This is a genomic window from Indolivaga capnocytophagoides DSM 22835 (genome assembly GCF_000426485.1).
Lineage (GTDB): Bacteria > Bacteroidota > Bacteroidia > Bacteroidales > Dysgonomonadaceae > Dysgonomonas_A > Dysgonomonas_A capnocytophagoides.
On record NZ_AUFL01000009.1, the window covers coordinates 25,991 to 44,736 of the forward strand.

The 18,746-nt window shown below is 37.5% G+C and carries 20 protein-coding genes and 2 pseudogenes; 8 read left to right on the forward strand and 14 right to left on the reverse strand.

From position 1 onward, the window contains the following. Positions 1-54: 54 nt before the first annotated feature. From K322_RS0104315 to K322_RS0104325, 3 genes are read right to left on the reverse strand one after another with little or no spacing between them, the layout of a single operon-like run. Positions 55-423, reverse strand: coding sequence for a NifB/NifX family molybdenum-iron cluster-binding protein (locus K322_RS0104315; protein WP_026625782.1), 369 nt, complete (start codon positions 421-423; stop codon positions 55-57). Further along, positions 420-746 (reverse strand): NifB/NifX family molybdenum-iron cluster-binding protein, encoded by a 327-nt coding sequence (locus K322_RS0104320; RefSeq protein WP_026625783.1) that lies wholly within the window; start codon positions 744-746, stop codon positions 420-422. Before K322_RS0104320 ends, K322_RS0104315 begins: the two co-directional genes overlap by 4 nt. Continuing rightward, complete coding sequence (locus K322_RS0104325) at positions 747-1,148, reverse strand: DUF134 domain-containing protein (RefSeq protein ID WP_026625784.1); 402 nt, start codon at positions 1,146-1,148, stop codon at positions 747-749. Between the two features lie 191 nt (positions 1,149-1,339). On the opposite strand from K322_RS0104325, the gene K322_RS0104330 reads away from it, so the two are divergent. From K322_RS0104330 to K322_RS21130, 8 genes are all read left to right on the forward strand, one after another. Further along, positions 1,340-2,650 (forward strand): TolC family protein, encoded by a 1,311-nt coding sequence (locus K322_RS0104330; protein ID WP_026625785.1) that lies wholly within the window; start codon positions 1,340-1,342, stop codon positions 2,648-2,650. 22 nt (positions 2,651-2,672) lie between these two features. Then, on the forward strand, positions 2,673-3,755 hold the full coding sequence (locus tag K322_RS0104335) for an efflux RND transporter periplasmic adaptor subunit (RefSeq protein WP_006798299.1): 1,083 nt from the start codon (positions 2,673-2,675) through the stop codon (positions 3,753-3,755). A 4-nt stretch (positions 3,756-3,759) separates the two neighbouring features. After that, positions 3,760-6,960, forward strand: coding sequence for an efflux RND transporter permease subunit (locus K322_RS0104340; protein WP_026625786.1), 3,201 nt, complete (start codon positions 3,760-3,762; stop codon positions 6,958-6,960). 7 nt (positions 6,961-6,967) lie between these two features. Then, on the forward strand, positions 6,968-7,279 hold the full coding sequence (locus K322_RS0104345; RefSeq protein ID WP_026625787.1) for a hypothetical protein: 312 nt from the start codon (positions 6,968-6,970) through the stop codon (positions 7,277-7,279). A 2-nt stretch (positions 7,280-7,281) separates the two neighbouring features. Then, entirely contained in the window at positions 7,282-7,470 is a 189-nt protein-coding gene (locus K322_RS0104350) for a YgaP family membrane protein (protein ID WP_006798296.1), read from the forward strand. A gap of 68 nt (positions 7,471-7,538) precedes the next feature. Then, a complete protein-coding gene (locus K322_RS0104355) occupies positions 7,539-8,453 on the forward strand; it encodes a phospholipase A (protein WP_260202429.1) in 915 nt (304 codons plus the stop codon). A gap of 16 nt (positions 8,454-8,469) precedes the next feature. Beyond that, entirely contained in the window at positions 8,470-8,706 is a 237-nt protein-coding gene (locus K322_RS21125) for a methyltransferase domain-containing protein (protein ID WP_260202431.1), read from the forward strand. After that, positions 8,703-8,951 carry a class I SAM-dependent methyltransferase gene (locus K322_RS21130; RefSeq protein ID WP_260202437.1) on the forward strand — a complete coding sequence of 83 codons (249 nt, stop codon included), beginning with the start codon at positions 8,703-8,705 and terminating at the stop codon, positions 8,949-8,951. Before K322_RS21125 ends, K322_RS21130 begins: the two co-directional genes overlap by 4 nt. A gap of 385 nt (positions 8,952-9,336) precedes the next feature. Here the strand turns inward: K322_RS21130 and K322_RS0104365 are convergent, their stop codons facing one another. The 11 genes and pseudogenes from K322_RS0104365 to nhaA form a co-directional block, all read right to left on the reverse strand. Then, complete coding sequence (locus K322_RS0104365) at positions 9,337-9,714, reverse strand: winged helix DNA-binding protein (protein WP_026625789.1); 378 nt, start codon at positions 9,712-9,714, stop codon at positions 9,337-9,339. A gap of 24 nt (positions 9,715-9,738) precedes the next feature. Beyond that, a complete protein-coding gene (gene trxA / locus K322_RS0104370) occupies positions 9,739-10,209 on the reverse strand; it encodes a thioredoxin (protein WP_026625790.1) in 471 nt (156 codons plus the stop codon). A gap of 2 nt (positions 10,210-10,211) precedes the next feature. Next, on the reverse strand, positions 10,212-10,448 hold the full coding sequence (locus K322_RS0104375) for a hypothetical protein (protein ID WP_026625791.1): 237 nt from the start codon (positions 10,446-10,448) through the stop codon (positions 10,212-10,214). A gap of 4 nt (positions 10,449-10,452) precedes the next feature. Beyond that, on the reverse strand, positions 10,453-10,758 hold the full coding sequence (locus tag K322_RS20130; RefSeq protein ID WP_026625895.1) for a rhodanese-like domain-containing protein: 306 nt from the start codon (positions 10,756-10,758) through the stop codon (positions 10,453-10,455). 15 nt (positions 10,759-10,773) lie between these two features. Beyond that, a pseudogene (locus K322_RS20135) lies at positions 10,774-10,971 on the reverse strand (DUF6132 family protein); the annotation flags it as partial. A gap of 138 nt (positions 10,972-11,109) precedes the next feature. Next, positions 11,110-12,759, reverse strand: a pseudogene (locus tag K322_RS18530) (CoA-disulfide reductase); the annotation flags it as partial. Positions 12,760-12,809: 50 nt separating this feature from the next. Continuing rightward, positions 12,810-13,169, reverse strand: coding sequence for a MarR family winged helix-turn-helix transcriptional regulator (locus K322_RS0104395; protein ID WP_026625792.1), 360 nt, complete (start codon positions 13,167-13,169; stop codon positions 12,810-12,812). 446 nt (positions 13,170-13,615) lie between these two features. After that, positions 13,616-14,959, reverse strand: a complete 1,344-nt coding sequence (locus tag K322_RS0104400) for a TIGR00341 family protein (RefSeq protein ID WP_026625793.1) — start codon at positions 14,957-14,959, stop codon at positions 13,616-13,618. Positions 14,960-15,058: 99 nt separating this feature from the next. Beyond that, the gene (locus tag K322_RS0104405) at positions 15,059-15,757 is read right to left on the reverse strand and encodes a potassium channel family protein (protein WP_026625794.1); all 699 of its coding nucleotides are present in this window, start codon (positions 15,755-15,757) and stop codon (positions 15,059-15,061) included. A 12-nt stretch (positions 15,758-15,769) separates the two neighbouring features. After that, positions 15,770-17,164: a TrkH family potassium uptake protein gene (locus tag K322_RS0104410; protein WP_026625795.1), complete on the reverse strand. Its 1,395-nt coding sequence runs from the start codon at positions 17,162-17,164 to the stop codon at positions 15,770-15,772. Continuing rightward, positions 17,164-18,492, reverse strand: a complete 1,329-nt coding sequence (gene nhaA, locus K322_RS0104415; RefSeq protein ID WP_026625796.1) for a Na+/H+ antiporter NhaA — start codon at positions 18,490-18,492, stop codon at positions 17,164-17,166. The genes K322_RS0104410 and nhaA overlap by 1 nt, the downstream gene beginning before the upstream one ends. Between the last annotated feature and the right edge of the window lie 254 nt (positions 18,493-18,746).

The window sequence follows — 18,746 nt, forward strand, 5'->3', positions numbered from 1 at the left end:
TAAAAAGTGTTAGTCTGCTTATCGGCAGACTAACACTTTCTTTGCATCCTTGTATCAGTGATGTTCACACTGATGGCCTTCCTCATGATGATTACACCCCTCTCCCGAATCAGTCACTTTACCGTCTAAGAAGTCATTGATTAGCCCTGTTACATTTCCGGAACATCCACGATATACTTTTATCCCATGTTTTGTTAGGATATTTAATGCGCCTGTTCCCATATTACCGGCAAGCATAATTGTTACATCCTTGTCTTGTAGGACCGAGGCGATATTACTTTTGCAGCCACATCCCTGAGGAGAAGCTAACGTCTCGGTACTTTCTATATTTTTATTCTCTCCGATGGTAAATATAGAATAGGATTCACAATGTCCGAAATGATTATCAACAGCATTCGCTCTTGTTGGTATTGCAATTTTCATAACTTTTGATTTTTTAATTGATTGATAATTTCACTTACTATTTTTGTTCTCTGTGGAATGATTATCTGGATGTTTTTTTCTCTTAATAAAACAGTCGTTATAGTACCAAAACGACCTGATAGGACAGTATCAACATTTAGTTCAAGTAAGAAATTTATAGTTTTTATTCCCGCATTCTGTTTTCCCGCCCCTGCTATATTCTCGATAAATATCACCTCTTCTGTATCCGCATTATACAAACAGAAGCATTGGCTTCGTCCAAAGTTTTCCGAAACCGGCTGATCCAAATCGTCTTTTTTATCTGTTGAAATCGCAATAATCATTTACTCAAATTTATTTAATGTAATCTCTTTACTCTTGCAAAGGGGACAGCTCTTTCCACCTATATTTTTTAGAGTAAATATAATTTCGCATTTATCACACGTGTACCATTCTGCAATCAAGCTATCTCCTCCCTCATAAGTAATCGGTAAGCCTTCAATGAATGCCCGTGCAATTTTAGATCGAACACTTTCATAAATACGGGTAAATGTAGGGCGTGAGATATTCATTAATTCTGCCGCTTCTGCTTGAGTCAAATGTTCATAGTCACATAACTTGAGAGCCTCGTATTCTTCAATATTTATCATGACTTTACTACGTTTTTCGTTAAGTACTCCGAATGGCTTGAATCCTCCAAAACAAGGAGCCATCTGGACTAGTCTCTTTTTCTTTATTCGAGCCATAAATATTATTTGATTGCGGTTTTAAAACATTCAAAGATAATATTATTATGAACATATGTTCGTAATGATGCAATAAATAATATTTTACTATATTTTCCTGTGGAAATTTGTTTCTTTGGAAAATATTATTTTCCTTTGCTGTATATTTCCAATGGAAAATAAAATAAACGATAATAAAGAACATGATAAAAATGAAAAGAGCGATAATTATTACATTAAGTGTGATTTGGCTTGGCTTCTCTATCCAGGCGCAAAATTCACCATACATCACCGTTGATAAAGCTGTAGAAATAGCAGTGAAAAATAACAGTAATGTGAAAATGTCCGATTTAGATGGCAAAGTAGCGAATGCAAATTATCATCAAACAGATGCCGTATTCCTTCCTCAAATTACGGTAGGGTATACTGCTTTAAGTACCAATAATCCATTGAATGCATTTGGCTTTTTGCTACAACAAGAATCTGTTACAGCTATGGATTTCGATCCTGCCAAGCTAAACAATCCGGGAGCCAGCCAAAATTACAGTACGCAGGTAGAGGCTAAGCTACCATTGCTGAATATGGACATGATTTATGCACGGAAAGGGGCAAAAGCTAACGAAGAAGTCTATAGACATAAGGTCGAACGAACTAAAGAATATATTGAGTTTGAAGTGCGAAAAGCATATACTCAATTACAAATGTCGTATCAGGCTCGAAACATTCTTCAAAAATCATTAGATGATGTGAAACAAATACATCAATCAGTTTCCAATTTTTATAATCAAGGATTAGTTCAAAAATCGGATGTGTTGAATGCTCAGGTACAGGTGAATACGATTGAGGCAGCCCTGGCAAAAGCTGAAAGTAATATACATAATGCTTCCGACGGGCTACGGCTTTTGATGGGACAGGATGCTAACGATGAAGTGTATACAACAGATTCCTTGTCCCAACAGATGAGCCTGTATCAAGCCGCTGAACTTTCATCTTTTCGTTCCGATATAATGGCGTTAAACAAGGCTGTGAATGCAACTGATATGATGGTAAAATCGTCACAAATGGCATTCCTGCCACGTATCAATGCTTTCGGTTCGTATGGACTGAATGATTCTAAAGCCTTCAAATTCCGTAATGATTCTTATTTGGTAGGTATAAATCTAAGCTGGACAATATTTTCCGGCAATCAGAATCGGAGTAAGATGAAGTCTGCACAATTTCAACGTGATAAAATGCAAGAAGAGCTCAATCTGCACATCAAAAAAGAAGAACTGGAGCTAAATAAAACTAAGCGAGATCTGACCGATTTGCAAATAGAGATAAACAAGCAAAATACAAGTGTAGGGCAAGCCGACGAAGCCTTACGTATTCTAACCAATCGCCATCATGAAGGTTTAGCCAGCACCACTGACCTGTTGATGGCTCAAGCGCAACTTTCGCAACAGAAACTCCTGCTATCACAGTCCATCATGTCATATAATATCACAGAGGCATACCTCAATTTTTTATCAAAGACGAAATAATAAACAAAACCTATAAATAGATATGAAAACTTTAAGAAATGTATTTTTAGTAATAGTAGGTATCTCGGCTTTCTATTCCTGCTCTTCATCCAACAAGCCCGAGGATAAAGATAGAACCATAGTGAAAGTCGAAGTTTACACTCCAACTCAGTCATCTAACGAAGGCTTTTATCTTAGTGGTGAGGTCACAGCCAAGCAAACGGCCAATATCAGCACTCGTATGATGGGTTATATAACCAAAATATATGTGAAACCAGGCGACAAAGTAGCGTCAGGGCAACTCCTCGTATCTATTAGCAGCGATGATATTCTGGCAAAAAAAGCACAGGTACAGGCTATGATTACCGAAGCTGAAGCCGCGTCAAAGAATGCGCAGCGTGATTATGAGCGTTTCAAAACACTGCGCAGCCAAAACAGTGTATCAGACAAGGAACTCGAAGATGTGTCTTTGCAAAACACATCGATGAATGCGAAAGTGCAGATGGCTCGCCAGCAGATGAACGAAATAAATGCAATGCTTTCCTACACCAATATACGCGCACCATTCTCGGGAGTGGTAACACAAAAAATGCTGGACGAAGGCAGTATGGCAAACCCAGGAATGCCTATTCTGACGATTGAGCAGAGTGGCGAATTACAAATCGTAGCATCCATTCCCGAAAACTATATACCGTATGTCAAAATAGGAGATGTTGCCAAAATAGAGTTGAAATCATTAGGCACAACTATTGATGGAAAAGTATCGGAGCTTAGTCCGTCGGCATTCCGTACAGGGGGACAATATTCGATGAAGTTAGCTATCGACGCAAAAGATAAAACTAATATCCGCTCCGGCATGTATGTCAATATTTTGATACCGAATAAAACAGGAGAGGATATCTCTTCTAAAATTATGTTGGATAAAAACTCAATTGTTTATCGTGACCAACTGACAGGAGTATATGTAATAGACGATCAGAATCAAGCTAATCTTCGCTGGATACGTTTAGGTAAGACAATCGGCAATCAGGTAGAAGTACTTTCCGGCTTGAGCCAAAATGACAGAATTGTATCTAAAGCCGAAGGCAAATTATATAACGGAGTAAAAGTATCTGTAAATAAGTAAAATTATGGAAAACGGAATTTCAGGAAAAATAGCCGGAGCGTTTATCAAGTCAAAATTGAGTATCCTGCTCATGTTTGCCTTTATGCTCTTAGGACTGTTCAGCATATATTTCATTCCGCGCGAAGAAGAGCCTCAAATAGAAGTCCCTATGGCGGATATTATGATTGGTTATCCCGGGGCAACACCTCAGGAAGTAGAATCGGGAGTAATACAACCTATCGAAAAGATCATTTCGAATATCAAAGGGGTAGAGCATGTATATTCTACCTCTATGAATGGTATGGGTATGCTTACTGTACAATTCTTTGTGGGTGAAGATGTCGAGCGTTCGTTGGTTAAGCTCTACAATGAGATGATGAAGAATATGGATCGTATGCCACAAGGCGCAACTATGCCTTTGGTGAAATCGCGAGCCATAGACGATGTTCCTGCATTAGCTTTCACTCTTTGGAGTGATAAGATGGGCGATTATCAGATACGTCAGGTAGCAGAAGTGGTTGGCAACGAAATAAAGAAAATACCGGATGTAGCACAAGTCAATGTTGTAGGAGGACAGAGCCGTCAGGTAAAGGTCATGCTCGATAAGGATAAAATGGCACAGAGTAAACTAGACTTTGGAGCTATAACCCAAACTCTACAAGCGAACAATGCCCAAATGCAAAGCGGAAATATCGTAACAGGCGATATGGTTTATTCAGTGCAAACAGGCAATTTTTTTACCAATGTGGAAGAAGTGAAAAATCTGATTGTCGGAACAAATGATAATCAACCGGTCTATCTGTATCAAATCGCAGAAGTAGAAGACGGCCCCGAAGTCCCTAAACAATATGTTTCGTTTGGATATGGTGCTGCGTCGGGCGATAAAAAAGCGGATATGCCCGATGACTATTCTGCCGTAACTATTTCCATTGCTAAGAAAAAAGGTGCAGACGCCATGAAGCTGGCAGAGGTAGTGATCAACAAAGTAGAGCATCTGAAAAAAGATGTTATCACTAATGATATACATGTTGACGTTACCCGTAACTACGGAGAAACGGCATCACATAAAGTATCCGAATTGCTTTTTCACTTGTCTATTGCCATTGTGGTAGTAACCCTGTTTGTGATGTTGGCAATGGGCTGGCGTGGCGGATTGGTAGTATTTCTTTCCGTGCCTGTAACGTTTGCCCTGACTCTTTTTGCTTATTACTTCTTGGGATATACACTCAATCGTATTACACTGTTTGCTTTGGTGTTTGTTACAGGTATTGTTGTGGATGACTCCATTGTGATTGCGGAAAATATGCACCGTCACTTCAAGATGAAGAAACTACCACCGTTACAAGCTGCGCTATATGCTATCAATGAGGTAGGGAATCCGACTATCTTGGCAACGCTGACTGTTATCGCTGCCGTACTGCCCATGGCATTCGTATCGGGAATGATGGGTCCATATATGAGTCCGATGCCTATAGGTGCATCCATAGCCATGATTTTCTCTTTACTGGTAGCTCTGACATTGACTCCATATTTCGGCTATTTATTCTTAAGACATAAAGATAAAAAAGGAGAAGAACACGAAAGTGAAGAAAAAGAAACAGATTTGCACGAAACGAAAATATACAAATTATATGCTAAAATAGTAACACCGTTTTTGGAAAGCAGAAAACGCCGCTGGACATTTATGATTGGCTTAACTGTCGTTTTACTAGGATCGTTTGTGTTGTTTTATACAAAATCTGTTCCGGTAAAAATGTTGCCTTTCGACAATAAGAATGAATTTCAAGTAGTGATAGATATGCCGGAGGGAACGACATTGGAACGTACTGCCGCCGTAGCTAAAGAATTAGCTGTGTATATCAGTCGGAATGATAAGGTAACGAATTATCAAACTTATGTGGGAACATCCGCTCCTATCAGCTTTAACGGGTTGGTTCGCCATTATGATATGCGCATGGGTGATAATGTGGCCGATATACAAGTCAACCTTGTTGATAAAGGAGAACGTAGTGAACAGAGTCATGATATAGCTACATCAGTGCGTGCCGATTTGCAAGCTATCGGTAAAAAATACAATGCCAATGTAAAAGTGGTGGAAGTTCCTCCGGGTCCTCCTGTCATGTCTACCATTGCAGCCGAAGTATATGGCCCTGACTATGAACAACAAATAGCTGTAGCCAAACAGGTGAAAGATCTGTTGGCGCAAACTGACAATGTAGTCGATGTGGATTGGTCGGTAGAAGATGCTCAGACCGAATATAAATTTGAGGTGGATAAAGACAAAGCGATGAAATTGGGCATTCCGAATGCGCAAGTGGTTCAGAATATGAGAGCGGCTTTGTCGGGTATGTCCGTGGGTGTGTTGCATCAACCTGCGTCTGTCAATCAAGTTGGTATTATCCTTCAATTTCCTGAAAAAGAGAAATCTACTATTGAAGATGTATTAAGCCTAAAAGTGGTGAGTCAACAAGGAATGGCTATTCCTGTAGGCGATTTAGTGAAGGTTACAAAAGGAGAAAAAGAAAAGAGTATTCATCGCAAAGATCAGAAGCGTGTAGTGTATATATTAACCGAAGTTGCAGGAAGTTTGGAAAGTCCGATATATCCTATTACGGAAGTGTCTGATAGATTATCGCAGGTAAAACTTCCCGAAGGATATACTTTGTCGGAAGAATATAGTGAGCAACCAAAATATGAAGACAACTTTTCCTTAAAGTGGGATGGCGAATGGCAGATAACATATGAGGTATTCCGTGATTTGGGGCTGGCTTTTCTATTTGTACTGATCATTATCTATGTGCTGATTGTGGCTTGGTTTCAAAACTTTATTACACCCTTGGTACAATTGGCAGCTATACCGTTATCCTTGATTGGTATCATATTCGGGCATTGGATTATGGGAGCTTACTTTAGTGCTCCGTCAATGATTGGGTTTATAGCTCTTGCCGGAATCATGGTGCGAAATTCGGTATTACTTATCGACTTTATCGACATACGGCTCAAAGACGGCATCCCGTTGAAACAGGCTGTTATCGAAGCAGGGGCTGTACGTACAACGCCTATAGTTTTGACAGCAGGAGGTGTAGTTCTGGGGGCTATTGTAATTCTGTTCGATCCTATATTTCAAGGTCTGGCAATCTCGCTGATGGGAGGAACAATAACCTCTACCGTACTTACATTGATTGTAGTACCACTACTGTATTATAAAATGTTGAAAAGAAAGTAAAATGATTATGAAGCTATTAGTTGTATTAAGTATAAAAGAGTATCAGGAGCAGGTAGCAAGCCTACTCCAAGATGCCGGAGTGAAACGATTCAGTGTGACCAATATCACTGGCTATAAAAAGAAAGAGGAAAATTTGGGCTGGTTTGCGGCTAATGCGAGCAATGCTAAAACAAACTCTATAATGCTTTTCAGCTTTGTGACAAAAGAAATTGCTGATAATGCTATTACAGAGATTGACAGTTGTAATATTGAAACGAATAATCCTTTTCCTGTACATGCTTTTGTCCTTGATGTAGAAAACTTCTCTAAATTGATTTGATTATGAAACGTGAATATATTATCCGTATAGTAGCAGGCACAATGGTTCTGATTGGTATTTCGTTGGCTTATTTTGTTTCCATCGGATGGCTGTTGTTGCCTGCATTTGTGGGAGTGAATCTGATACAGTCTTCATTTACTAAATTTTGTCCGTTGGAAATCCTGCTCGATAAATTAAACATTAAACGGTGAATTGATTAATAAGTTTCTGAGAGAGCAAAACCGAATTCTGAAATCGTCTTTTGCTCTCTTTTTTAGATATGAAAACAATATTTTATATAATAATCGTATTGTTTATCCTCATTATACACATACCCAGGGTCTACTCACAAGAAAATACGATCTTACAGGTAGATAGTATTTCACTTCGGAATAACTATCTGAATGAGATGCAGTCAATAAATGTATTGAAACATAGACCGATTGAAGTTTCAGAAGACCTTGTAAGGTCTGTACTAGACAAGCAGGCTCCTTTTGCGGTGTATAAGGATAATTATATGGTAACGGGAATCCCTTTAAACAAATCGGTAACCCGTAAAACAGCGGATGCATTCTTCCAGTTTAGTATTCGCCACAGAGTTACCAGAAGCGTCTTGCCATTCAATTCGTTTTTGTACATTATTTATTCTCAAAAGTCATTCTGGGATATTTATGACAAATCGAGCCCTTTCCGCGATACGAATTACAATCCCGGAATAGGAGTCGGACGCTACATTATCAAAAACAACAAACTGAAAGGAGCGGTAATGGTTTCTCTGGAACATGAATCGAATGGAAAAGCAGGAGAAGATTCTCGTAGTTGGAACTATCTGAATCTGTCAGCCAAATATTTCTATAATATGCGCTTATCGGCTAAAGCTCAAGTGTATCTACCTTATGTGGATGGAGGTAATAATAAAGATTTGTTACGTTATAAAGGTTATGGTATCTTTTCGGTTAATTATATTGATAGTAAAAATTTATGGTGGTTCAGTCTTAATATAATCCCATGGGATCAGTTTATAAACCCTAATTTACACACATCTTTATCATTTAGAGTATCGAAAAATTCAAATCAATACTTAACTTTGGATTATTATGCCGGTTATGGAGAAGGGTTGCTGAATTACAAAAAATATACAAATCAGGTAAGAATAGGATTTACGATAAAACCGGATTTCTTCAGTGCATATTAACAAAAAATGAATGACTATGAATAATAAATGGGACGAAAGTTACAATATGGAAGAATACCGCTATGGAGAAGCTCCAAATCTATTCTTCAAGCAAATCATCGATACGCTTCCAACAGGAAAAATTCTTCTTCCGGCTGATGGAGAGGGACGGAATGGTGTATATGCAACAACAAGGGGATGGAGTGTAGACGCTTTCGACCAAAGCCAGCAAGCTAAAGAAAAAGCCTTGCGTTTGGCCAAAAGAATAGCGTGAATATTTCATTCAAAGTGATTGATTTCGAAGATATCTCTGAAAATTATATTGTCGACTCCTATGATGTAATTGCTCTTACCTATGTTCACCTACCGGAACAATTAAAAGAGAAATATCACAGGTCGTTATTGCCTTTGTTGAAAACCGGAGGGCATATTATTATTGAAGGATTCGGTAAAGAACATGTAAAACATCAGCAACAAAACCCATTAGCCGGAGGTCCGCCATATGTGGATATGATGTAATGGAATAATTCGCTTGAACACAGAAGGATGTAGTGAACCTATAGAAACTTTATTATCCTCAGATTAATTATCATATGAAGCCCAAAAGAGTAACCTAAATTCCTTTAAGAAAACTGAATTATATATTGGCTATATTTCGGATCAACTCCGCTTAAATAAGGTATCTACCGAATAAGTAGATTTTAAAGAAGAAAAAACAATATTGTTTTCAATGTATTCAAGACTTTTACAAAGATAATAAAATTTGCCTAACCTATGAAATTACACGGAAATTAGATCTTTTATCCAAAATCTAACTTACTAATACGTAGTGGTTCTTGTTGCGTATTTGCAACTTGTTTTATAGTAGAAAAAAGAGAGAACAAATCGTCAATAGATAAAAATTTTATCTTTTTATAATAGATTCTAGTGTTTGAGGTATATCAAACTCAGCACATTTTATCGATTCAAGTTTCTTCTTGCCCAGATCAGTCAAAGCAAAATACATCTGGCGCTTATCCTCCTTACCTACAATACGTCTGATAAGCCCTTTCTTTTCGACCGATTTTATCACTTTCGATGTATTCGAATTGCTCAATCCCAATACACTAGCCAATTCATTGGATGAATATTTCTGAGCATTCAGCGAACATAGCAGCATCCCTTCGTTCAGTCCAAGATCATATAATTGCTGAAAGTTTAACTCAAAGTCATAAATAGCCCGATACACATCCCTGATCTGGCATAATGTTCTTACTTGCGAATTCTTTGTATTGTCTGCCATTTTAGTCTAAATTTATATTTACTGTTACTCTTTTAATAAAAGATTATCAATAGCCTCCTTCAGTTGCTGTTTTGGTAATGCTCCTGCACCCATTTGAGGTTGTCCGGTCATCGGAACAAACAGTAAAGAAGGTATGCTTCTTATCCCAAACGCAGACGCTAGTTCAGGTTCAGTTTCCGTATTTATCTTATAAATATATATACGACCTCCGTATTCTGCGGCCAATTCATCCAGCACCGGAGCTATAGCTTTACAAGGGCCACACCAATCAGCATAGAAATCAATCAATGCCGGTTTATCCCCTAAATATTTCCATTCAGTAGGATTTGTTTCAAAATTAGCAACTTTTGACAAGAATTCTGCTTTTGTTAAATGTATTGTTGTCATTTTATCTTCTTTTTTAATTGTTTCTTTTGTTTGACTTTTTGTCTCAGCTGTGTTATTACAAGAAATAAGCAATAATGCCACAAGTGGAAGTAGTATTGTATACTTCATTTTTAATCCGGTTTATATTTTTTTATCTGATCTCCATAAATATTTTCTTTGTACTTATTGTCTGTATAGCACCCTGCGGAGCCACAACAGGAAATATTCATAATTGCCTGAAAAAGTAGCAATCCACCTAAAACTAAAAACATATAATCCTTCGTAGATATTGAATAGATAGCTATCAACACTCCCAACAATAAACGAATTATCCGGGCTGCATCCCATTTCTTTAATATGCGTTTCATTCTGTTACTCATTAAAATTAAACCAGCTTCCGCCATTATATACTTTCTGAAAACCTTTATTCTTTAAGAGAGTCACCGCACTGCGACTACGCATACCACTGGCGCATATAGCAATAATCGGTTTATCTTTTTTTAGTTTCGATAAATTACTATTCAAACTATCCAGAGGAATATTGACTGAGTTTGTTGCTGCTCCCTGTTTATATTCTTCTTTTGTTCGGACATCCAGAAGTATAGCTCCATTCTCTAAGAGAACTTTAAAATCAGCTTTGTCCTCCAATCCGAGTAATCTGCTAAGAAATCCCGCCATATTATTTATTTTATTTTTGTTTTTTTTATTTCTTTTAAAAATTCCTCCGAATAAGCCTCCCAATAAAACTCCGTATAGAGTACTGATTGTAGGTGATGACGTTATGGGACAAGTACCGGTACTACATCCAATATACCTCCAATACATATATCCACCTATTGCTCCGATAAGTGCTCCTAAGAGATATGTCCAATTGTTTTTTATTATTTGCATATTTAATTGCGTTTATATTTCTTACAAAGATAATATATTATTTCCATTAGAATATAGTTCCATAAGAAATAATGTATTTAAAACTCTAATTTTGTTTAAATACGGAGTGATGGCTGAATTTTTCTATTATAAAGAGTATTCTGCTATTGCTGTTGCATAGGTTGTATAACCTCCTGACAGATTTAGAACATTAGAAAATCCATATTGTGCTAATATCCGCGAAGCAATATACCCGCGTAAGCCGACAGCACAATAGATTAAAACGTCCTTCTCTTTTGGTATTTCTTTAATCCGGGAACGCAGTTCATCCAGGGGGATGTTCATCGCACCCTTGATATATCCTTCGCTGCATTCTTCTGAAGTACGGACATCTAACAGGGTCGTTTTGGCGAGATTTATTTTTCCAATATCCCGCCATTGGGCTACTTTCATCTTTCCTTTAAGAATATTATCAGCTACAAAACCAGCCATATTGACAGGGTCTTTAGCCGATGAATAAGGCGGGGCATATGCATGCTCAATATCCATCAGATCGTAAATTGTACCTCCTTTTTTTATAACCTCAGAAAACAACTCAATTCTTTTGTCGGCTCCTTCTTTTCCTACAACCTGAGCTCCCAAAAGCTTTCCATTCAAGGGGGAGAAATTAACCTTTACTGACAATTGAGATGCTCCGGGATAGTATCCCGCGTGTGAACTTCCATGAGTAAAAGATGATATATGCTCAATACACTCCCTGTTCAGCACTTTGGATGAAAGTCCTGTCGCCGCAACGGTTAGGTCAAACACCTTAGCTATAGATGTGCCGATAGTTCCCGGGTAGATATATTTGTTATCCTCCAGTATGTTATCTGCAACAATACGGGCTTGTTTATTGGCCGGACCCGCCAAAGGAATCAACATCTGTTTAGTTATTACCGGATTCAGTACTTCCACGGCATCACCCAAGGCATAGATATTGTTATCACTCGTCTGCATATAACTATTAACTTTAATCCCTCCTGTCGTTCCAAGTTCCAGCCCTGCATCTTTTACAATCTTAATATCGGGACGAACACCAATACTGAAAATAACCATATCGGAGATAAGTTCTCTACCGCTTTCCAATACTATTCTAACGCCGTTTTCTTCTTCGAGGAAAGAAGTCACTCCTTCTTTCAGATAAAGCTCTACTCCTTTCTGCCTAAGTTGCTGATGAACTATTGCGGCCATGGAAAAATCAATTGGAGCCATAACCTGATCCGCCTTCTCCACTAACTGTACTTCAAGTCCTGCATTATGTAAATTTTCTACCATTTCCAGTCCGATAAATCCTCCGCCGATGACAACTGCTTTTTGGGGTTTATGAGTTATAAGAAAGTTTTTGATTTTATCGGTATCAGGTACATTACGGAGTGTAAATATCTTTCTGCTATCGATGCCTTTGATTGGAGGTTTCACCGGTTCTGATCCGGTAGATAGAATAAGTTTGTCATAAGATTCAGTATATTCTTTATTTGTGATAAGGTTTTGTATGGTTATACTTTTATTTTCCCTATTGATACAGATTACTTCCTGCAATACCCTGATGTCTATCTTGAATCGCTTAGAAAATCCATCTACAGTTTGGACGAAAAGATTATCTCTGTCCGCTATTGTACCTCCGATATAATATGGTAATCCACAATTGGCATAAGAAATATATTCGCCTCTTTCAAATAAAATAATTTCAGCCTGTTCATCCATTCTCCTTAAACGGGCTGCAACAGATGCTCCCCCGGCAACTCCTCCTACAATTAATATTTTCATATATTTATTTTTTTAATAAAATGGTTTATAAGATCTGTCTGAAATTTTGGTTAGTCCATAAACTTAGCCAATGACTTAATAAGTTCTCTATATTCACCTTCAGATCTCTGTATTTCTTTCTTTTTCTCCAGTCCCTTTTCCGTTAATGAAAAAAGCATCTGCCTTTTATCGGCTTGTCCCATTGTCCTTATAATATATTCCTGCTGCTCTAAGCTACTCAGAATTTTAGATGTCCGGGAGTTCGATACGTCAAGCTGGCCGGACATATAACCCGCACAGGAGCTTCTTGTTTCGGGCAAAGAATATATAATAATAGCTTCATTTAATGTGATGCCATTGTTTTCTAAAAACACTTTTTCGAGTCTATAAAGTATTTTCTGTATATTCTTTATTTTTGTAATTATGCACATATATTATAATTCCACTGGAAATAATAAACAAAGGAAATAAATATTTTAAGATTAGCAAACTTTCTTTCATGAAATGTTTGATCATATACGTTTTGTGAAAAATAGAAATTTACAACATCGGTTATACCATTCTATTAGTTCGTCTATATAGACTACTAATAGACACTACTCAAATACCAGAGGATAGAAGTTCGGGAGCTTATCTAATCAGAGTAATTTCTATGATTATGACGAAGTATACACCCTTTATTTCTAAAACAGTTATTTAGACAGCCGGGGGAGATTTATTTCAGATAAGATAAATGGAGTAAAACTAATGCATCAAAAGAAATAGCACGTTCTGATATTTGGCATTTCTACAATATAATTTAACACAGGTAGAGGAATAATTTAAAAGACCCTTGATTATTCCATTAAAATATTTCTACAAGTTCGGTCTTGATCAATCAATTAATTCTGTCAAAATAGACCCTAATTTCTTTTTCATTTAATCTTTTCATTAGCCAATTCTTTATTTTCTCCTGATCGTTCTTTGGAAGAATGCGTTTAGATGTGATCATAAATACACCAGTTTTCGCTCTATGCAAAGTATCATTCTGGGTATAGATATATGATTGGGCATACGAACAACTCTCTATATGAGGGTATAAAGGAGTCAACTCAGACAGTAATTGTTTGCCTATAAGATATTGGCTTTGTATACTGTCTATTTTTTGTTTATAATCAGCAATTTCTACATTTAAGCGGACTATTTGTTGCCGGGACCTCTCTTCTTCAGACTGAGCTTTTAGTCTATCCTTAGCTATATCATTATCTATGGCCAACCCTTGTTCTATTGTTATTTTCGCATCATCTAAAGAGAATAAGCTTGCCTGACCGATAATTGCATCTTTGTCTTCTTCTGTCAACGAAGATCCGCCGTATACCAAATTAATTTCTTTCCTGTTTGCAGCAACCTCATTGTTTAATAAATAATTCCCTTTGTATATTCCTACATAACGTGTATATTTTTCGGCATTTACTCTGAATTTCTCATTCTGGGACATCCGGTAACCCAAATATATACTGGGCAATATGATTATAATAAGAACGATTGATAAGCCCTGATTGATACGATTCTTTCTTGTCTCACTTATGTTGGTATCTCTGATCGGAAACTTCAACATTTGAGAAATTAAAACCGAAGCATAAGCAATACAAACAGTGTTGATGGTAAACAGATAGAATGCTCCATAGAAAAAAGAAAATTGGAGCGTAGCTAAACCGTAGCCGGCTGTACAGAGAGGTGGCATCAAGGCTGTAGCAATAGCAACACCGGGAATAACATTTCCTTTCTGCTTACTGCTGATTGCTATAATACCCGCAAATCCACCAAATAGAGCAATTAAAACATCATAAATCGTCGGACTGGTTCGGGCTAAAAGCTCTGAATGGGCTGTATGAACGGGGGTTATCGAAAAATAAACAGTGGATGCTATAAGGCTGGCCAGCACCGCAAAACCAAAGTTTTTTAATGACTGACGAAGCAATCCAAAATCATGAATAGCAATACTGTAACCCATTCCATTGATTGGCCCCATCAGTGGAGAAATAAGCATGGCTCCTATTATCACAGCGGTTGAATTGGTATTAAGCCCTACGGATGCTATGATTATCGCGCAAACTAATATCCATATATTCGTCCCCTTGAACGAAATCCCCTGTGTTATCGAATTATGGATTTCTTCAAAGTCTTCGGTTTGCTTTTGCAGACTAACGTAAGTGACTACTTTTCGTATGAAGTTATACATGCTATATATTATTAGTATTCAGACTATACACCTGATTTGAATAACTATGGAAAAGATACTTCTTTTTTATCAATTATATATTTACCAATCACACTTTTTCTATTTATGATTTTTGTTCTTGCTTATAAACTGTTTAATATCTTTGTTAGATCCATAAACAACCAAGATATCATTTTTTTCTAACATGGTATCGGGTGTTGGTATACCTTGAACGTCGGCAACAACTCTGGTTTTCCCTATTATGCTCTTCTTTTCTACATTTTTGATAACAGTCAACACGAGCATATTATATTCCTTACGAAAACCGATTTCTTCGATTGTCTTTCCAACAAGAATATCCGGCACTACAATCTCTACCATGCTGTAATTCTCATTTAACTCAAAAGAATCTACCATTCCCCGAAGCGTTAGTTTCTTGGCCCATCTTTCTGCGGTTTCTTCTTCCGGCCGGACAATCTCATGTACGCCGATTGCCTGTAAAACATTTTCTTGCAGAGGATTAAGAGATCTTCCTATAAGCCGTTTTACATTCAGGTTTTTAAACATGGCTGTCGCCATTATATTAGCACCTTGATCTTCTCCTATACAGACAATGACCACATCTGTATTCTTCAAGGGTAATGTTTCTACTGCAGCAGCATCTGTTACATTCAAACATGCAACATGTGTTATTTTATCTTTCAGTTCATTTACCCGTTGCATCTTTGTATCTACTCCGATTACCTCATTGCCCTGTGATGCTAACTTCTCAGCAAGTGAAGAACCGAATACACCGAGTCCGACAATAATATATTTCATTCTTTCTTCTTTTTAATTAATCAGTATCTCCTCCGATGGATAAGTATAATTAGACATCCTCACTTGCTTAAAGAAAGCAATAAGCAGCGTGAGTGTTGTTACACGTCCTATAAACATCAGTATTATCAGCACCAGTTTACTGGCAGAACTTAAACCGGGAGTTATCCCCAGACTCAGCCCGACTGTACTATAGGCCGAAACCGATTCAAATATAATATCTAATAGCCGCAAGCCTTCATCAAAATATGAAATAAGTAATGAACCTATCCCCAAAACAACAACAGAAAGTGTCATCACCGCAAAAGCTCGTCTTATGGATGTTTCTGATACCTCCCGACTATACACCTCAATATTCTTTCGCCCTTTGGCCAAACTGATAAAGTTCAGAACGGCTATTGCAAATGTACTGGTTTTTATACCTCCTCCCGTAGAGGCAGGAGAAGCTCCGATCCACATCAAGATGATTATAATAATGAGTGACGATAGATGTAACTGATTAAAATCAACTGAATTGAACCCTGCTGTACGGGGCGTTGTCGCTGTAAATAGTGCTGTGACGAATTTCCCGATTCCCTGATGAGAAGCCAGTATATTATTATACTCGTTGATAAAAATAAGGATGGTTCCGATAACAATTAAAGAGATAGTTGTAACCAGATTTATCTTACTTCCCAGTTTCATCACCCAAGGCTTGTAAACGTCTTTTTTATGATTGAAAATCTGTAAGAATGTTCTGCGGATTAAATGTTTCAGGTATTTCAACAAATTGATTACAATCGGGAATCCTAATCCTCCGAGAACGAAAAGAAATATCAGGCTCAATTGTAATCTGTAGTTATCCACATATCCGTTTTCCATGATACCATGCGGCAATGTGGAAAATCCTGCATTACAAAAAGCAGATATGGAGTGGAATACTGAAAAATAAATCCGGTCACCTAATAATGGAATTAAATCAGGGTTTAAACTAGTAAAAATAAAGAAAGCCCCGACAGCTTCAATACCAACTGTTATAATTAATATCCGCTTTAACGTCTTAAAAATTTCATCAATCTTCTCTATGTTAGAGATATTACCCATCGTTAATTGATCCTCATAAGACGAGCCTCCCTTAAAGAAGTAGCTGAAATAACTGGCAAAAGTCAATATACCTAAACCGCCGGCCTGAATCATGACCATGATGACTGTTTGTCCGAACAATGTAAAATCTTTACTTGTATCCAATGCTACCAGACCTGTTACACAAACTGCACTCGTTGTTGTAAAAAGAGCATCTATCAGGCTGATGCTCCCTGTTGTGGATACCGGTAATAACAGTAAAATTGTCCCTATAAGAATCAGTCCTAAAAAACTGAGAACAAATAAGCGAGCCGGGTTTAATCCTATATATTTTATTCGGGATAACATTATTTATGCTTTACGGAACGGCTTAATGTGATATATCCTAATACTCCGCCAATGATAGAAGCTGCAAAAATACCGATCTTAGCCTGCACCATATATTCGGGATGAGTGAATGCCAAAGAAGTGATAAATAGCGACATGGTAAAACCGATAGATGCCAGCAAACCTAAGCCAAACAGATTACGAACATTCATTCCCTGAGGAAAAGGAGCTACTTTCAGCTTTATCAATAAAAGAGTAAAGCCAACCACACCTAACACTTTGCCTAGCAGTAAACCCAAAGCTACTCCTAAAGCTATATTCGTACTGAATAGTTGCTCAACATCAATATTAAGTGAAACTCCGGCATTAGCCAACGCGAATATCGGTATGATAACAAATGTCACTAAAGGGTGCATTCGGTGTTCTAAGCGTTGTAACGGAGGAATCGCTTTATTGGTATCTATTTTTATTTCTTCCAATAGGTGTAGCTGGTCGTTTGTCAGTGTCGGTATTTCGTTTTTAGGATCGACCTCCCTGAATTTATTCAGATAGTTCTTTATCCGTTCCACAAATAGATTCTCTCTTATTTTCACATCCGCAGGAATCATAAAGGCGGCAATAACAGAAGCTATTGTAGCATGTACTCCTGATAAGAGAAAAGATGTCCACACTCCGAGAATACCAAATATGGCGTAGAACAAAATACTCCGCACACCCATTTTATTGCCAACGAACATAATAAGAGCAAAGCCAAAACCAATAGCAAGGCTCATGAATGAAATATCGGATGTATAGAAAAATGCAATAACCAAGACAGCCCCCAGATCATCAACAATAGCCAGTGCTGTAAGAAATACTTTCAGAGATAACGGTATCTTGCTCCCCAATAGGTACAAAACACCTAAAGCAAAAGCAATATCGGTTGCCATCGGTATTCCCCAACCGTGATGAACTTCTCCTGATGGATTCAGGCTCATGTAGATAAGTGCAGGTACGAGCATACCGCCGATTGCGGCACCGATAGGCAAAAGGGCTTTGCGCGGGTTGGATAGTTCTCCTCCTACAATCTCTCTTTTGAGTTCTAAGCCCACTACAAAGAAGAAAACAGCCATCAGCCCGTCATTGATCCAGTGATGAATGCTATATTCAAAGAATGGAATGCCATCAAATATAAATCCCAGTTTATGCTCCAATACATGAAAATAGTCTTCCGACCATGGGGAATTAGCTAAGATCATAGCAATGATAACACTCAGCCCGAGGACTATACCTCCGGCCTTTTCCTGTAATATAAATCGCTGAATGGGTTGAACCACCTTATCGATAGCTTCTTTTTTTTCTCCTGTCATCTATCCGGATTTTATGGAAATGTTGAATATTTTAATAAACATCAAAAATAATTTATTTTTTTCGACTAGAAAAAATATTACCGATTAACTCTATTTTAATAGGCATAGCATACTTATAATGAGCCATTAAACATAAATTAACTTTTAACCAAGCTCTAATTTTACTACTTTTGTTCCTAATACTGGAAAATCCGGTACTGTTCAGGAGTGGTTTTATTATTAGTCTATTATCTTTCTTTACATATTCTGAACTC

Excerpts from the sequence above, each read along its gene's own strand:
- K322_RS0104315 (WP_026625782.1), bottom strand. The coding sequence starts at position 423 with ATGAAAATTGCAATACCAACAAGAGCGAATGCTGTTGATAATCATTTC.
- K322_RS0104320 (WP_026625783.1), bottom strand. The coding sequence starts at position 746 with ATGATTATTGCGATTTCAACAGATAAAAAAGACGATTTGGATCAGCCG.
- K322_RS0104325 (WP_026625784.1), bottom strand. The coding sequence starts at position 1,148 with ATGGCTCGAATAAAGAAAAAGAGACTAGTCCAGATGGCTCCTTGTTTT.
- K322_RS0104330 (WP_026625785.1), top strand. The coding sequence starts at position 1,340 with ATGAAAAGAGCGATAATTATTACATTAAGTGTGATTTGGCTTGGCTTC.
- K322_RS0104335 (WP_006798299.1), top strand. The coding sequence starts at position 2,673 with ATGAAAACTTTAAGAAATGTATTTTTAGTAATAGTAGGTATCTCGGCT.
- K322_RS0104340 (WP_026625786.1), top strand. The coding sequence starts at position 3,760 with ATGGAAAACGGAATTTCAGGAAAAATAGCCGGAGCGTTTATCAAGTCA.
- K322_RS0104345 (WP_026625787.1), top strand. The coding sequence starts at position 6,968 with ATGAAGCTATTAGTTGTATTAAGTATAAAAGAGTATCAGGAGCAGGTA.
- K322_RS0104350 (WP_006798296.1), top strand. The coding sequence starts at position 7,282 with ATGAAACGTGAATATATTATCCGTATAGTAGCAGGCACAATGGTTCTG.
- K322_RS0104355 (WP_260202429.1), top strand. The coding sequence starts at position 7,539 with ATGAAAACAATATTTTATATAATAATCGTATTGTTTATCCTCATTATA.
- K322_RS21125 (WP_260202431.1), top strand. The coding sequence starts at position 8,470 with ATGAATAATAAATGGGACGAAAGTTACAATATGGAAGAATACCGCTAT.
- K322_RS0104365 (WP_026625789.1), bottom strand. The coding sequence starts at position 9,714 with ATGGCAGACAATACAAAGAATTCGCAAGTAAGAACATTATGCCAGATC.
- trxA (WP_026625790.1), bottom strand. The coding sequence starts at position 10,209 with ATGAAGTATACAATACTACTTCCACTTGTGGCATTATTGCTTATTTCT.
- K322_RS0104375 (WP_026625791.1), bottom strand. The coding sequence starts at position 10,448 with ATGAAACGCATATTAAAGAAATGGGATGCAGCCCGGATAATTCGTTTA.
- K322_RS20130 (WP_026625895.1), bottom strand. The coding sequence starts at position 10,758 with ATGGCGGGATTTCTTAGCAGATTACTCGGATTGGAGGACAAAGCTGAT.
- K322_RS0104395 (WP_026625792.1), bottom strand. The coding sequence starts at position 13,169 with ATGTGCATAATTACAAAAATAAAGAATATACAGAAAATACTTTATAGA.
- K322_RS0104400 (WP_026625793.1), bottom strand. The coding sequence starts at position 14,959 with ATGTATAACTTCATACGAAAAGTAGTCACTTACGTTAGTCTGCAAAAG.
- K322_RS0104405 (WP_026625794.1), bottom strand. The coding sequence starts at position 15,757 with ATGAAATATATTATTGTCGGACTCGGTGTATTCGGTTCTTCACTTGCT.
- K322_RS0104410 (WP_026625795.1), bottom strand. The coding sequence starts at position 17,164 with ATGTTATCCCGAATAAAATATATAGGATTAAACCCGGCTCGCTTATTT.
- nhaA (WP_026625796.1), bottom strand. The coding sequence starts at position 18,492 with ATGACAGGAGAAAAAAAAGAAGCTATCGATAAGGTGGTTCAACCCATT.